Source organism: Burkholderia sp. IDO3 (assembly GCF_003366075.1).
In the GTDB taxonomy this organism is placed as follows: domain Bacteria; phylum Pseudomonadota; class Gammaproteobacteria; order Burkholderiales; family Burkholderiaceae; genus Burkholderia; species Burkholderia anthina.
Window position 1 is genome coordinate 415,526 of sequence record NZ_CP028963.1, and the last position, 14,495, is coordinate 430,020.

A 14,495-nucleotide genomic window follows, 5' to 3' on the forward strand; every position below is an offset into this window, starting at 1 on the left:
CGCTGCTACAAGCGTTTCGAGGGGGTAGCGCTCGGATTTAAAAGGAATTACTCTGCACGCAGCGATTGAATTATGAAAAATTGATCGGTACTATACCCGCGCGCTTCTTGCAAAGCAAAAGAACCAGATTCTCAACGATTTTAATACTCACGCGCCGGTGGATATAACGATGAAAGACCGTCTCTTCGCAAAATTGTCTGGGGTAGTGCTGGCCTGCGGCGTGATCGCCGGTTGTGCGAGCCAGCCGCCGGCGCCGCCGACTGCCGAGGTATTCAACAAGTCGCTGGCCGATGCGGACGCCGTTGCGAAGTCGGGGGACCAGGACAAGGCGCTCGGCCTGTACCAGCAGCTCGCGAAATCGGATCCGACGCGCGAGGAGCCGTGGTCGCGCATCGCGCAGATCCAGTTTGCCCAGAACCACTATGGCCAGGCGATCGTCGCCGCACAGGAAGCGCTGCAGCGCGATGCGACCGACCGTCAGGCGAAGAGCGTGCTCGCCGTCGCGGGCCTGCGGATCGCGACGCAGTCGCTTGGCGAACTGCGTCAGGATTCGTCGCTGGCAGGCGACGCGAAGTCGGATGCGCAGGCGCTCGCCAAGCAGTTGCGCGACACGCTGGGCGAATCGGCACTGTTTCCGCCGGAGCAACGGGTCGCGAAGACGCGCCCGCCGCGTCGCGTGATTCATCGTCCGAAGGCCGGTGCCGCAGCGGCAACCGAGGCAGCCGCCGCTGCAACCACCGCACCGACGCCGCCCGTCGCACCGCAGAAGGGTGGCGCCGACCCGTTCAGCGCGCTTCGCTGATCGATTGACGCGACAAAACCACAACTAACCTGGGAGCCGTCGAGATGGCCAAGAAAGAAAGCATTCAGAAAAGCTTGCAGAAAATACGGCCGCCGCGCGTCCAGCTGACCTACGAGGTCGAGAAGGGCGACGCGATCGAGGTGAAGGAACTGCCGTTCGTCGTCGGGGTCGTCGGCGATCTGGCGGGCCAGTCGGAAGTCGAGCAGCCGAAGCTGCGCGATCGCAAGTTCGTCAACATCGACCGTGACAACTTCGACGACGTGATGAAGGCGATCGAGCCGCGCGCGGCGTTTCAGGTGGAAAACCGCCTGAGCCCGGAAGGCGGCAAGTTCGCGGTCGACCTGAAGTTCCGTTCGCTGTCGGATTTCAGCCCGGACGAAGTCGTCGAACAGGTCGAGCCGCTGCGCCGCCTACTCGAGGCGCGCTCGAAGCTGGCCGACCTGCGCAACAAGCTCGCCGGCAACGACAAGCTCGAGGATCTGCTGTCGGAGGTGCTGAAGAACACGCAGCAGCTGCAGGAGCTCGCGAAGGGCACGGGCGGCGACAAAGACGGCGAATGACGACGGAGTGTTGAGATGAACCAGCAAACGGCTGCGGCCCAAGCGAGCGGTGCGGAATACGCCGCCGGGACTTCGCTGCTCGACGACATCGTCGAGAAGAGCAAGGTCGCGAAATCCGATTCCGAGCATGCACGCGCGAAAGACCTGATCGGCGAACTCGTGCATCAGGTGCTCGACGGCACGGTGATCGTGTCGGACAACCTGTCGGCGACGATCGACGCGCGCGTCGCGGAGCTCGACCGCCTGATCTCCACGCAGCTGTCCGCGGTGATGCACGCGCCGGAATTCCAGCGCCTCGAAAGCACGTGGCGCGGGATGGACTACCTGGTCAAGGAAAGCAACACCGGCCAGACGATCAAGATCAAGGCGCTGCACGCACCGAAGCGCGACCTCGTGCGCGACTTCAAGGGCGCGAGCGAGTTCGACCAGAGCGCGCTGTTCAAGAAGGTCTACGAAGAGGAATTCGGCACGTTCGGCGGCTCGCCGTTCGGTGCGCTGATCGGCGATTACGAGATCTCGCGCCAGCCGGAAGACATGTACTTCATCGAGCAGATGTCGCACGTCGCGGCGGCCGCGCACGCGCCGTTCATCGCGTCGGCATCGCCGGAATTGCTCGGCCTCGAGTCGTTCTCCGACCTCGGCAAGCCGCGCGACCTCGGCAAGGTGTTCGACACGGTCGAATACGCGAAGTGGAAGTCGTTCCGCGATTCGGAAGATTCGCGCTACGTCGGCCTCACGCTGCCGCGTTTCCTCGGTCGCCTGCCGTTCAATCCGAAGGACGGCCAGACCGCTGAGAACTTCAACTTCGTCGAGGACGTCGACGGCACCGAGCACGACAAGTACCTGTGGTGCAACGCGGCGTGGGCATTCGCGGCGCGCCTGACGGCGGCGTTCGACGACTTCGGCTGGTGCGCGGCGATCCGCGGCGTCGAAGGCGGCGGCCTCGTCGAGGACCTGCCGACCCACACGTTCAAGACGGACGACGGTGAAGTCGCGCTGAAGTGCCCGACCGAAATCGCGATCACCGATCGCCGCGAGAAGGAGCTGAGCGACCTCGGCTTCATCCCGCTCGTTCATTGCAAGAACTCGGATTACGCTGCGTTTTTCGCCGCGCAATCGGTGCAGAAGCCGAAGAAATACAGCACCGACAGCGCGAATGCGAACGCCGTCCTGTCCGCCCAGCTTCAGTACATCTTCTCGGTATCGCGCGTTGCGCACTACCTGAAGGCGATGATGCGGGACAAGATCGGCAGCTTCGCATCGGCGCAAAACGTGGAGACTTTCCTCAACCGGTGGATTTCGCAGTACGTCCTGCTCGACGACAACGCATCGCAGGAACAGAAAGCGCAATTCCCGCTGCGCGAGGCATCCATACAAGTGTCGGAGATTCCGGGCAAGCCGGGCTCGTATCGTTCGGTCGCGTTCCTGCGCCCGCACTTTCAGCTCGACGAACTCTCGATTTCTCTGCGACTTGTCGCTGATCTGCCCAAACCGGCAAATTCATAAGCGAGTAAATCGCCCGGGCGGGCCGCCTGGGTAGGACGTTAAAACCACCTCTTTGGGGAGTCGAAGGGCCATGTTACATATGCACTTGCAGTTTGGTAGTCCGGCGGTGAAGGGCGAGTCCGCGGACAAAGACCATCAGGGCTGGATCGAACTGAAATCGTGGGATCACTCGATCGTTCAGCCGCGTTCGGCAACGGCATCGACCGCAGGCGGTCACACGATGACCCGTTGCGAGCACGGCGACATGATTTTCACGAAGGAAATCGATTCGTCGAGCCCGCTGCTGTATCAGCACGCATCGGGCGGCACCACGTTCGATGAAGTCACGGTCCATTTCTCGCGCGCAGACGGCGAAGGCAAGCGCGTGCAGTATCTGGAAGTGAAGCTCAAGTACGTGATCATCTCGAGCATCGCACCGAGCGTTCGCGAAGAAGGTCTGCCGCTCGAGACGTTCTCGCTGAAGTACGCGGCCGTGCAGTGGAAGCAGACCCAGCAGAAGATCGGCGGCAACCAGGGCGGCAACACGCAAGGCGCCTGGAGCCTGACGAAGAACGACAAGACCTACGCGGTCTAAGGTCGGTTGCGGCAACGGGGCGCTCGGCGTCCCGTTGCCGTTTTCGCTGTGCGCACCGGCTGATGAAACGATTCGAACCCAGTTTTCTCGACAAGCTGTTCGACGACGAACCGCACCTGCCGGCCTCGGCGGCGATGCGGCAATTGTCGCTGGACGAGCTCAAGAACACGGTCGCCCGCGACGTCGAGGCGATCCTCAACACCCGTATCGCCCACACCGAAATCGAGCTGGCCGCGCTGCCGGAATGCCAGAAGTCGGTGCTGACCTACGGGCTGAACGATTTCGCGGGGCTGAGCCTGGCGAGTCACTACGATCGCGCGTTCATCTGCAAGTCGATCCAGCAGGCCATTGCGCGCCACGAGCCGCGGCTGCAGCAGGTGCAGGTGACGTTCGAACTGAACGAGCAGTCGACCAACGCGCTTTACTTCGCGATTCAGGCACTGCTCGTCGTGCACCCGGCCGAAGAGCCGGTGAATTTCGACGCGATGCTGCAGCCGTCGACGCTGCAGTACTCGGTCACGCGCGCACGCGCGGCAAGAATGCTGTAAATCAAGCCGCCGAGCGGGCCGGACCGCCCGGTGGTCGATCAGGTCCGGCAGGAAATATTGAGGTTCGGGGTCGTCGATGGAAGAATTGCTGCCGTATTACGAGCGCGAATTATCGTTTTTGCGGCGCTATTCGCGAGATTTCGCCGAACGTTACCCGAAGATCGCGGCGCGGCTCGCGTTGTCCGGCGAGCATTGCGAGGATCCGCACGTCGAGCGGATGATCGAGTCGTTCGCGCTGCTTGGCGCGCGGATCAACAAGAAGCTCGACGACGATTACCCGGAATTCACCGAAGCGCTGCTGGAAGTGCTGTATCCGCACTACCTGCGGCCGTTCCCGTCGTGTTCGATCGCGCAGTTCACGCCGGCGTCGCCGGGCCAGCAGACCGAACCGGTCGTGATCGCACGCGGCACCGAGCTGAAGAGCCGCCCGATCCGCGGCGTGCAGTGCCGGTTTCGCACCGCGTACGACGTGACGCTCGCGCCGGTCCGTATCTCGGAGGCGCGCTACACGCCGGTCGCGCTCGCGCCGAGCGCCACGGTGCTGCCGTCCAACGCGACGGGCGTGATCTCGATCACGTTCGAATCGCTCGCCGCGCAACTCGATCTCGGCGCGCTGAAGCTGCCGACGCTGCGTGCGCACCTGCACGGCGAACAGTCGTTCGTCGCCGCGCTGACCGACTGCCTGTTCGTCAACGTGCTCGGCGCGTACGTCGAGCCGGAGCGCAACGGCCGCTGGACGGCACTGCGCAAGCTGCCGATCGCGCACGCCGGCTTCGACGAGGACGACGCGCTGATCGACTACCCGGCGAAGTCGCACCCGGCGTATCGGCTGCTCACCGAATACTTCGCGTTTCCCGACAAGTTCGATTTCGTCGATTTCGACCTGGCGGCGATCGCACGCGCGTCGGGCCGCTGCCAGCGCGCGACGCTGCATCTCGTGCTGCAGGACGTGCGCAGCGACTCGCATGTCGCGCGGCTGCTCGACCTGCTGACGGCCAGCCATTTCCGGCTGTTCTGCACGCCGATCGTGAACCTGTTCCGCCAGCACGGCGAGCCGATCCGCATCACGCACCGCGCGGTGTCCTATCCGGTGATCGCCGAGGCGCGGCGCGCGTTCGCGTACGAGGTGTATTCGATCGATTCGGTGAAACTCGTCCGGCAGCAGGCGCACGATGAATCGGTGATCGAGTTCCGGCCGTTCTATTCGCTGCATCACGGCGAAGCGGCGCGGATCGGCCATTACTGGTTCGCGCGCCGCAACGACTGGGTTGCGCAGAAGAGCCCCGGCTACGAGACGGAGATCTCGATCGTCGACATCGACTTCGAGCCGACGTCGCCGCAGACCGACACGCTGAGCCTCGACCTCACCTGCACGAACCGCGATCTGCCTGCGATGCTCGCGTTCGGTCTCGAAGGCGGCGACCTGTTCCAGGAGGGCGGCGCGCAGACGAGCGGCATCTCGCTGCTGCGGCGGCCGACGCAGAGCGTGCGCTTCGAGCGCGGCCGCGCCGCGCACTGGCGGCTCGTATCGCACCTCGCGCTGAACCACGTGTCGCTGGTCGCGCACGGGCTCGCGCCGCTCAAGGAAATGCTGACGCTGTACGACCTGCGGCGCACCGCCGTGTCGATGCGCCAGATCGACGGGCTGGCGGGGATCGAGCAGCGCGGCGCCGTGCAATGGCTGCCGGGCAAGCCGTTCGCGACCTTCGTGCGCGGCATCGAAGTGCGCCTGACGATCGACGAGGAGCACTTCGTCGGCGCGAGCCTTGCATCGTTCGTGCGCGTGCTCGACAGCTTCTTTGGGCTGTACGTGCACATCAACAGTTTCGTTCAATTAGTCGTCGTGTCGAAGCGCACCGGCGAGGAGATCATCCGATGCAAGCCCCGGACCGGCGAATCGATCCTGGCGTAGCCGACGCGCTGCTCGACGAGCCGCACCGCTTCGAGTTCTTCCAGGCGGTGCGCGTGCTCGAAGGGCTGTTCGCGCGGCAGGCGTCCGATGCGCCCGGCGCGTGGCGGCACGGTGACGTCGTCGCGCAGCGCATCGAATTCCGCAACACGCTGTCGCTCGGCTTTCCGCCGAGCGAGATCGAAGGCGCGCGCTCGTTCGACGACGACGGCACGCTGCTCGATTCGGGCGACGCACGCGGCGCGGCGCTCGCGGCCGGCGAGCTCGGCCACGTCGAGCTGACGCCCGCGTTCTTCGGGCTGCTTGGCGGGCAGGGCGCGCTGCCGCTGCATTACACCGAGCAGATCGTCGCGCGCGAGCACCTGAAGCGCGACCATGCGGCGCGCGCATTCTTCGACGTGTTCTCGAACCGCGCGACCGCGCTGTTCTACGCGGCGTGGAAGAAATACCGGCTGCCGTTCCACTACGAACTCGATCGCGACGAGCGCTACCTGCCGTTGCTGCTCGCAATCGCGGGCGTGCCGAGCGACGAGGTGCGCGACAGCCTCGCGGCCGGTGTGGGCGGCGTGCTCGACGAGGCCGTCGCCGGCTACGCGCTTGCCGCACGGCACCGGCCGATGTCGGCCGCGTACCTGCAGCGCACGCTGTCCGACTATTTCCGCGTGCCGGTGAAGATCGACCAGTTCGTCGGCAAGTGGTACGACGTGCCGGCCGACCAGTTGAGCGTGCTGGGCGAGGTCAACGCGGTGCTCGGCGCGACGGCGCTCGTCGGCGAGCGCGTGTGGCAGCGCGACATGCGCGCGCGCATCGTCGTCGGCCCGCTGTCCAAGCGCGACTACGAGGCGTTCCTGCCCGGCGGCGCGCAGGCCGTCGCGCTCGAACGGATGCTGACGCTGCTGGCCGGCATCACGCTCGAATATGAGGTCAAGCTCGTGCTCAAGCGCACCGAGGTCGGTGCGAGCGTGCTCGGCGAGGGCTCGCGACTCGGCTGGGACGCGTTTCTCTGCACGCGCGACGCGGCCGAGGACCGCTCGGATGCCCGCTACGAACTGCACGTGATTCACTGATTCCGAACGAAAACACACAATCGAACCTGAGATCGACGCCATGAGCACGCCTCTGAAGACCCTCATCACGAAACTGAACCCGCTGTGCCGGCATGCGACCGAGCGCGCGGCGAGCGCGTGCCTGGCGCGCGGCCATTACGAGGTCGATCTCGAGCACCTGTTCCTCGCGCTGCTCGACGAAGCGACCGGCGACCTGCCGCTCGCGCTGCGCGCGAGCCGTGTCGACCCGCATGCGCTGCACGCCGATCTCGAGCGCGAACTCACGCGCCTGAAGACGGGCAACACGCGCACGCCGGTGTTCTCCGTGCACCTGATCGCCTTGTTCGAGCAGGCGTGGCTGATCGCGTCGCTCGATTCGCAGCTCGGCCGCATCCGTTCCGGCCACCTGCTGCTCGCGCTGCTGACCGCGCCCGATCTCGCGCAGTTCGCGCAGCGGATGTCGTCGCAGTTCGCCGAAATGAACGTGACGGACCTGAAGCACAAGTTCGACGAGATCATGACCGGCTCGAGCGAAGCCGAGCCGCGTCAGCCGGACGAGGAAGGCAGCGACGTCGCGGCGGCGGCCGACGGCGCCGCGCCCGCGGCCGGCCCGTCGAAGACGCCCGCGCTCGACACGTACACGACCAACCTCACGCAGCGCGCGCGCGACGGCAAGATCGACCCGGTGATCGGCCGCGAAGCCGAGATTCGCCAGGCGATCGACATCCTGATGCGCCGCCGCCAGAACAACCCGATCATGACCGGCGAGGCCGGTGTCGGCAAAACGGCCGTCGTCGAAGGCCTCGCGCTGCGGATCGCGGCCGACGACGTGCCGCCGCCGCTGCGCGGGGTTGCGCTGCACGTGCTCGACATGGGGCTGCTGCAGGCCGGCGCGAGTGTGAAGGGCGAGTTCGAGAACCGTCTGAAGAGCGTGATCGACGAGGTGAAGAAGAGTGCGCACCCGATCATCCTGTTCATCGACGAGGCGCACACGATCATCGGCGCGGGCGGCCAGGCCGGCCAGAACGACGCGGCGAACCTGCTGAAGCCGGCGCTCGCGCGCGGCGAGCTGCGCACGATCGCCGCGACGACGTGGAGCGAATACAAGAAGTACTTCGAGAAGGATGCGGCGCTTGCGCGGCGTTTCCAGGTCGTGAAGGTCGAGGAACCGAGCGAGCCGCTTGCGGCTGCGATGCTGCGCGGGATGTCCGGGCTGATGGAGAAGCACTTCAACGTGCGCATCCTCGACGATGCGATCACCGAGGCCGTGCGCCTGTCGCACCGCTACATCAGTGGCCGCCAGTTGCCGGACAAGGCGATCAGCGTGCTCGACACCGCGTGCGCGAAGGTTGCGCTCGCCCATAGCGCGACGCCGGCGGCGATCGACGACACGAAGAAGCGCATCGAACGGATCGACGCGGAAATTGCGTCGCTGGAGCGCGAAGCGACCGGCGGCGCGTCGCACGACGAGCGGCTTGGCGAATTGCGCGGCGCGCGCGACACGGCGCTCGAACAGCTTGCGAAGGACGAAGCGCGCTACGAAGCCGAGCGCGCGATCGTTGCCGAAATCACCGAACTGCGCGACACGCTCGACAAGGCGCGCGGCCCGTCGGAAGACGGCGAGCCGGTGGACGTGCCGGCCACCCGCGAGAAGCTCGCCGAGCGCGTCGCGGCGTTGCACGCGCTGCAGGGCGGCGAGCCGATGGTGCCGCTGCAGGTCGACGGCCATGTCGTCGCCGAGATCGTTGCCGCGTGGACGGGCATTCCGCTCGGCCGGATGGTGAAGGACGAGATCGACACCGTGCTGAACCTGCAGCCGCTGCTGACCGCCCGCGTGATCGGGCAGGACCATGCGCTCGAAGCGATCGCGCAACGCGTGCGCACCGCGACCGCGAACCTCGAGGATCCGAACAAGCCGCGCGGCGTGTTCATGTTCGTCGGGCCGTCGGGCGTCGGCAAGACCGAGACGGCGCTCGCGCTGGCCGACATCCTGTACGGCGGCGAGCGCAAGATGGTCACGATCAACATGAGCGAGTACCAGGAAGCGCACAGCGTGTCGGGCCTGAAGGGCTCGCCGCCGGGCTACGTCGGCTACGGCGAGGGCGGCGTGCTGACCGAGGCCGTGCGTCGCAACCCGTACTCCGTCGTGCTGCTCGACGAAGTCGAGAAAGCGCACCCGGACGTGCTCGAGATGTTCTTCCAGGTGTTCGACAAGGGCACGATGGACGATGCCGAAGGGCGCGAGATCGACTTCCGCAACACGCTGATCATCCTGACGTCGAACGTCGGCTCGGCCGCGGTGATGCAGGCATGCCTGAACAAGCCGGTCGAGGAGCTGCCCGATCCGGACGCGCTCGCCGAAGCGCTGCGCCCTCAGCTGTACAAGACGTTCAAGCCGGCGTTCCTCGGCCGGATGAAGGTTGTTCCGTACTACCCGATTTCCGACGACGTGCTGGCCGAGATCATCGAGCTCAAGCTCGACCGGATCCGCCGCCGCATCGAAGCGAACCACAAGGCCGCGTTCGAGTGGGACGACTCGCTCGTCGATGCGGTGCTCGCGCGCTGCACCGAGGTCGATTCGGGCGCCCGCAACGTCGACCATATCCTGAACGGCACGCTGCTGCCGGAGATCGCGGGCCACGTGCTCGGCCGGATCGCCGACGGCGAGGCCATCGCGCGCATCGCGGTGCGCGCGGACGAGGCCGGCGAATTCGCGTACACCGTCGAATGAGCGCGGCCGCGCAACACGCATTGATGAACTGACCGAACCATGCCGATCAATCTTCCCGAGCTGCTGACGCCGATCAGCGATGCGTCGCCCAGCGGCGACGACCTGCTGTTCTCGAACGAATTCGACGCGATCCAGGATGCGCGGCGCTACGACGATCCGACGCTCGACCAGGGCGAGTGGGTGACCGAGATCAAGGAGGCCGACTGGGGCTTCGTCGTCGACCATGCGGGCGAGCTGCTGCGCACGCGCACGAAGGACCTGCGGCTCGCCGTGTGGCTGACCGAGGCGCTTGCGCTGGAGGACGGCATCACCGGCCTCACCGAAGGCTATGCGCTGCTGGAAGGGCTGTGCCGCGACTACTGGGACACCGTGCATCCGCTGCCCGAAGGCGACGACGTCGAATACCGGCTCGGCAACGTCGCGTGGCTGTCCGGCCGCACGGCCGAGCTGTTGCGCGGCATTCCGGTCACGGACGGCGCGTCGAACGCATTCACCACGCTCGACTGGGAAGTCGCGCAGCACGTTGCGCAGGCCGTGAAGCGCGACCCCGAGCATGCGGACGACATCGCGCGCGGCAAGCCGTCGGTCGATCAGGTCGACGCGTCGCGGCGCGTCACGCCGATCGCGTTCTACACCACGCTGCTCGCGAACCTGAAGGCGTTCGAATTCGCGCTCGATGCATTCGAGGACCGGCTCGTCGAACGCGCGGGCGATTCGGCGCCGAGCTTCCGGCAGACGCGCGACGCGTTCGAGACCGTCTACCGGCTCGCCGAGCGCTTTGCGCGCGAGCAGGGCTATACGGGCAGCGCACCGCATGCGCCGCCGGCGCCGCACGCGCAGCCCGAGCGCATCGAGCCGAGCTTCGGCGACCCCATTCATACCGAGGAGACCCATGTGCAGCCGCAGACCGCTCCCCGTCCTCCGGTGACGCAGATGATCGCCGGCATCCAGAACCGTGCGCAGGCCGTCGACCAGCTGCGGGCGGTCGCGCGTTACTTCCGCCAGACCGAACCGCACAGCCCGGTCGCGTATCTCGCGGACAAGGCCGCCGAATGGGCCGACATGCCGCTGCACAAGTGGCTCGAGAGCGTCGTGAAGGACGACGGCTCGCTGTCGCATATTCGCGAGCTGCTCGGGGTGAGGCCCGACGAGCAGTCGTGAGGACGGCATTCAGACCTGAGAGAGCGGGCCCGGCAGGCTCGCGATAACACAAGCAGGGACACGCATGAACGTGACCGAACTGGCCCAGGCGATCCGCGGCGGCCTGATTCAGCAGGACCGCCTGCTGAAGACGGACATCCCGGCGCTGCCGAACAACGCACTCGTGCCGCGCCGCGCCGTGACCCGTTCCGGGCTCGGCCGTGATTTCAGCGTCGCACTCGATCTGGTGTCGACCGCGAGCGACGTCGAACTCAAGACGCTGATCGCGCAACCGATGACGCTGTGGATCCAGCAGGCGGACAAGTCGTATCGGCCGATCAACGGCTATATCCACACCGCTCGACGGCTCGGCGCCGACGGCAGCCTGTCGAGCTATCAGCTGAGCTTCGCGTCGTGGATGCACTTCCTCCGGTTCCGCAGCGACATGCGGTACTGGCAGGACGCGTCCGTCGACGCGATCCTCTCCGATGTGTTCGACATGCATCCGCAGGCCAGGGGCCAATACCAGTTCGCGCTGTCGAAACCGTTGCCGTCCCGCTCGTATTGCCGGCAGAGCGAAACCGACTGGAATTTCGTGCACCGGCTGATGGAGGACGAAGGGCTGTTCGGCTTCTGGCGCCACAGCGACGACGGGAAGGCGCACACGCTCGTCATCACCGACGACCTGCATGCGGTGGACGCACTGTCGCCGGAGACCGTCAGGTTCGACCGCTCGGGCGCCGGCACCGAAACCGCCGGTTTCACGCAATGGGCCGCGTCGCGGACGTTGCAAAGCACGCTGCACACGACGCGCACGTTCGACTACAAAGCGCCGTCGTCGGCGGGCAGTCCGAACGGCACGACGTTGCCGACGAAGGCCGGCCAGGGCGACTTGCCGGGCCAGGCGGAAATCTACGAATACACCGGCGCGTACACGTATGCGGGCCAGGATCGCGGCGAACACCTGTCGACGATTCGGCTCGAGGAGTGGGAGTCGCGCGCGAAGCGCTTCTTCGGCGTGGGCGGCGTGCGCGCGATCGATGCCGGCCGGCGCTTCACGCTGGTCGACCATCCCGAGCACGATCGCGATTCGGCGAGCGATCGCGAGTTCGCGGCCATCGGCGTGACGCGCTACATCGAGAACAATCTGCCGGTCTCGGATCACGAAGCGAACTTCCCGCATAGCCTGCAAGACCTGCTCGCGCAGGCGAAAGCCGGCCACGGGCAAGCGGCTGCGTTCGAGGTCGGGCATGACGACGGTTCGGCAGGGTTCTATCTCGTCGAGGTCGAGGCGCAGCGCGCGAGCGTGCCGTATCGCAGCCCGTTCGAGCACCGCAAGCCGGTGATGCAGCTCGAGACGGCCGTGGTCGTCGGCCCGAAGGGCGAGGAGGTGTATACGGACGAGCTGAACCGGATCAAGGTGATGTTCGTCTGGGACCGGCAGAGCGAAGGCCGCGAGACGGCGTCGTGCTGGATGCGCGTCGTGCAGTCCGATACCGGCGGCGGCTACGGCGGCGTGCATATTCCGCGCGTCGGCGAGGAAGTGCTGATCGGCTACCTCGGCGGCGACTGCGACCGGCCGATCGTCATGCATCGCGTGTACAACGGCGCGGTCAAGCCGCAGTGGCATAGCGACGGAATCCTGTCGGGTTTCCGGTCGAAGGAGTACGCGGGCTCGGGACACAACGAGATGGTGCTCGACGATGCGACCGGGCAGAACCGCGCGCGCCTGTTCAGCAGTAGCGCGAATTCGCTGCTTCACCTGGGTTATCTGATCGAGCAGAACGGCAATACGCGCGGTGCGTATCTGGGCTCGGGGTTCGATTTGCGCACGGACGCGTACGGCGCGATGCGCGCCGGGCAGGGCCTGTATGTGACGACGCATCCGAAGCAGGCGAACAGCCAGCCGCTCGACGTGAGCGAAGCGAAGCAGCAGCTCGTCAATGCGGAAGGGTTGGTCGAGTCGATGTCGCAGGTCAGCGAAATGCACCAGGCCGAGAGTCTCGGCACCGGTCACGATGCGCTGAAGCAATTCACCGATGCGACGCAGAACAGCGTGGCGGGGGCGACGGCAGGCGGCGGCAGGACCGCCGGCGGCGGAACGGGGAATGCAAATGCGTTCAAGGCCCCCGTGATGCTGTTCGCGAGCCCGGCGGGGATCGGGGTGGCGTCGCAGCAGTCGGTGCATCTGGCCAGCGAGCAGCAGACCAATATCGTCAGCGGCCAGAGCACGTTCATCACCAGCGGGAAGTCGCTGATCGCCGGCGTCCGCGATCGCATCAGCCTGTTCGCGCAGAACGCGGGGATGAAGCTGCTCGCCGCGAAGGGCAGCGTCGAGGTTCAGGCGCATGCCGACAGCATCGAACTCACAGCGCAGAAGGTCGTGAAGATGGTGGCGGCGACCGAGGCCGTCGACGTGGCCGCCAAGCAGGAGATCCTGCTCACGTCGGGCGGCGCCTATATCCGGATCAAGGGCGGCAACATCGAGATTCACGCACCGGGGAAGATCGATTTCAAGGGCGCCCAGCACCCGTTCAGCGGGCCGACGAGCATGCCGTATCCGCTGCCCGCGATGCCGGGCGGCACGTGCAAGCAATGCGTGCTGAACGCGCATAGCGGGCGCGAATCGATGGTCGAGGCGGATTGATGGACGAAGTCAACGATACGGACGACGTCATCGAGATGGGCGTGGATGCACCCAACCCGCGCGAACCTGAATGGCCGGCATTCCTGGCGACGCTGAAGGCATCGCTGGCGCGCAAGACCGACGACGGGAGCGCAATGCAGCTTTACGTGCTCGTCGACACGCGCGGCTATCAGGAGCTGGACATGCAGCTCGCAGCGGTGCGCGGCCTGCGCCATGCATCGCTCTGGACCGATACCGGGCTGGATGCCTATACCGACATCGCACCGTACCTGATTGCGTTCGACCGTCAGGCGCTCGACGACGCAGATGCCGAACAGCATCGTGTGCTGCGTCAGTTGTGGCTGGACGCGGTCGATCTGCATGCGGTGACGTGGTTGTGGTCGACGTGGTCGTTCGACGCGCTCGATGCGCATCTGCGCCGGTACGTGAAGTACGCGCTGCCGAACGGTCGCGCGTACTACCTGTTTTTCTTCGACAACCATGTATTGGGGCGACTTCGACTGGCGTGGAGCGATACGCAGGCGCAGCAGTTTGTCGCCCCGTTCGACGAGATCCGGTATCGCGACCGGCGGCTCGATGAAGTCGTGTGGCGCAACGGCGCGCCAGCGATCGAAGGCTCGGTATCGGCAAGTCATGCACCCGACCTGAGCGAGCGGCAGCATGCGCGCTTGATCGAGCTCGGGTATCCGGACAAGCTCGTGCTGAAGTTTCGCGAGACGATGGCGGCGGTGGTCGACCATCTGTCCGATGCGGAACTGCATGACCTGGTGGTCGAGCAACTCGATCGCGCTGCCGCGCATGGGATTGCCGATGAAGCGGAATTGACGTGCTACGTGACGACGGGCGTGCTGGTCGCACCGCGGTTCGACCAGCATCCTGCGGTGCAGGCGTGCCTTGGGGCCGTGGCGCAGGGCGAGGCGACGCTCAATGACGCGCTGGCGACGATCGACGACGCGACGTGGGATGCGATTCGCGATGCGCACGAGCGGGAATCGCTGGAGATGCTTCGTGGCATGGCGTAGGTCCGCGCTG

General features: G+C 65.9%; 11 protein-coding genes. All 11 read left to right on the forward strand.

All coding sequences use genetic code 11. The features are described from left to right. The first annotated feature begins 169 nt into the window (after positions 1-169). The gene (locus tag DCN14_RS16450) at positions 170-802 is read left to right on the forward strand and encodes a tetratricopeptide repeat protein (protein WP_096504323.1); all 633 of its coding nucleotides are present in this window, start codon (positions 170-172) and stop codon (positions 800-802) included. A 44-nt stretch (positions 803-846) separates the two neighbouring features. Further along, a complete protein-coding gene (tssB, locus tag DCN14_RS16455) occupies positions 847-1,362 on the forward strand; it encodes a type VI secretion system contractile sheath small subunit (RefSeq protein WP_044845930.1) in 516 nt (171 codons plus the stop codon). Between the two features lie 15 nt (positions 1,363-1,377). Further along, positions 1,378-2,868, forward strand: a complete 1,491-nt coding sequence (gene tssC / locus DCN14_RS16460) for a type VI secretion system contractile sheath large subunit (RefSeq protein WP_006751237.1) — start codon at positions 1,378-1,380, stop codon at positions 2,866-2,868. Between the two features lie 70 nt (positions 2,869-2,938). Then, positions 2,939-3,442 carry a type VI secretion system tube protein Hcp gene (locus DCN14_RS16465; RefSeq protein WP_006477093.1) on the forward strand — a complete coding sequence of 168 codons (504 nt, stop codon included), beginning with the start codon at positions 2,939-2,941 and terminating at the stop codon, positions 3,440-3,442. Positions 3,443-3,504: 62 nt separating this feature from the next. Then, positions 3,505-3,990 carry a type VI secretion system baseplate subunit TssE gene (gene tssE, locus DCN14_RS16470; RefSeq protein ID WP_096504325.1) on the forward strand — a complete coding sequence of 162 codons (486 nt, stop codon included), beginning with the start codon at positions 3,505-3,507 and terminating at the stop codon, positions 3,988-3,990. Positions 3,991-4,066: 76 nt separating this feature from the next. Further along, a complete protein-coding gene (gene tssF / locus DCN14_RS16475; protein WP_096504327.1) occupies positions 4,067-5,902 on the forward strand; it encodes a type VI secretion system baseplate subunit TssF in 1,836 nt (611 codons plus the stop codon). Continuing rightward, positions 5,866-6,966, forward strand: coding sequence for a type VI secretion system baseplate subunit TssG (gene tssG / locus DCN14_RS16480; protein WP_096504329.1), 1,101 nt, complete (start codon positions 5,866-5,868; stop codon positions 6,964-6,966). The genes tssF and tssG overlap by 37 nt, the downstream gene beginning before the upstream one ends. A 40-nt stretch (positions 6,967-7,006) precedes the next feature. Beyond that, positions 7,007-9,676 carry a type VI secretion system ATPase TssH gene (tssH, locus tag DCN14_RS16485; RefSeq protein WP_096504331.1) on the forward strand — a complete coding sequence of 890 codons (2,670 nt, stop codon included), beginning with the start codon at positions 7,007-7,009 and terminating at the stop codon, positions 9,674-9,676. A gap of 39 nt (positions 9,677-9,715) precedes the next feature. Beyond that, positions 9,716-10,837: a type VI secretion system protein TssA gene (gene tssA / locus DCN14_RS16490; RefSeq protein ID WP_096504332.1), complete on the forward strand. Its 1,122-nt coding sequence runs from the start codon at positions 9,716-9,718 to the stop codon at positions 10,835-10,837. Positions 10,838-10,901: 64 nt separating this feature from the next. Next, on the forward strand, positions 10,902-13,463 hold the full coding sequence (locus DCN14_RS16495; protein WP_096504334.1) for a type VI secretion system Vgr family protein: 2,562 nt from the start codon (positions 10,902-10,904) through the stop codon (positions 13,461-13,463). Further along, the gene (locus tag DCN14_RS16500; RefSeq protein ID WP_096504336.1) at positions 13,463-14,485 is read left to right on the forward strand and encodes a DUF4123 domain-containing protein; all 1,023 of its coding nucleotides are present in this window, start codon (positions 13,463-13,465) and stop codon (positions 14,483-14,485) included. Before DCN14_RS16495 ends, DCN14_RS16500 begins: the two co-directional genes overlap by 1 nt. The last annotated feature ends 10 nt before the right edge of the window (positions 14,486-14,495 follow it).

What these genes read in the sequence shown, in the direction of transcription:
- tssC (WP_006751237.1), top strand. Translation starts at nt 1,378, where the DNA reads ATGAACCAGCAAACGGCTGCGGCCCAAGCGAGCGGTGCGGAATACGCC.
- DCN14_RS16465 (WP_006477093.1), top strand. Translation starts at nt 2,939, where the DNA reads ATGTTACATATGCACTTGCAGTTTGGTAGTCCGGCGGTGAAGGGCGAG.
- tssF (WP_096504327.1), top strand. Translation starts at nt 4,067, where the DNA reads ATGGAAGAATTGCTGCCGTATTACGAGCGCGAATTATCGTTTTTGCGG.
- tssG (WP_096504329.1), top strand. Translation starts at nt 5,866, where the DNA reads ATGCAAGCCCCGGACCGGCGAATCGATCCTGGCGTAGCCGACGCGCTG.
- tssE (WP_096504325.1), top strand. Translation starts at nt 3,505, where the DNA reads ATGAAACGATTCGAACCCAGTTTTCTCGACAAGCTGTTCGACGACGAA.
- tssH (WP_096504331.1), top strand. Translation starts at nt 7,007, where the DNA reads ATGAGCACGCCTCTGAAGACCCTCATCACGAAACTGAACCCGCTGTGC.
- DCN14_RS16500 (WP_096504336.1), top strand. Translation starts at nt 13,463, where the DNA reads ATGGACGAAGTCAACGATACGGACGACGTCATCGAGATGGGCGTGGAT.
- tssA (WP_096504332.1), top strand. Translation starts at nt 9,716, where the DNA reads ATGCCGATCAATCTTCCCGAGCTGCTGACGCCGATCAGCGATGCGTCG.
- tssB (WP_044845930.1), top strand. Translation starts at nt 847, where the DNA reads ATGGCCAAGAAAGAAAGCATTCAGAAAAGCTTGCAGAAAATACGGCCG.
- DCN14_RS16495 (WP_096504334.1), top strand. Translation starts at nt 10,902, where the DNA reads ATGAACGTGACCGAACTGGCCCAGGCGATCCGCGGCGGCCTGATTCAG.
- DCN14_RS16450 (WP_096504323.1), top strand. Translation starts at nt 170, where the DNA reads ATGAAAGACCGTCTCTTCGCAAAATTGTCTGGGGTAGTGCTGGCCTGC.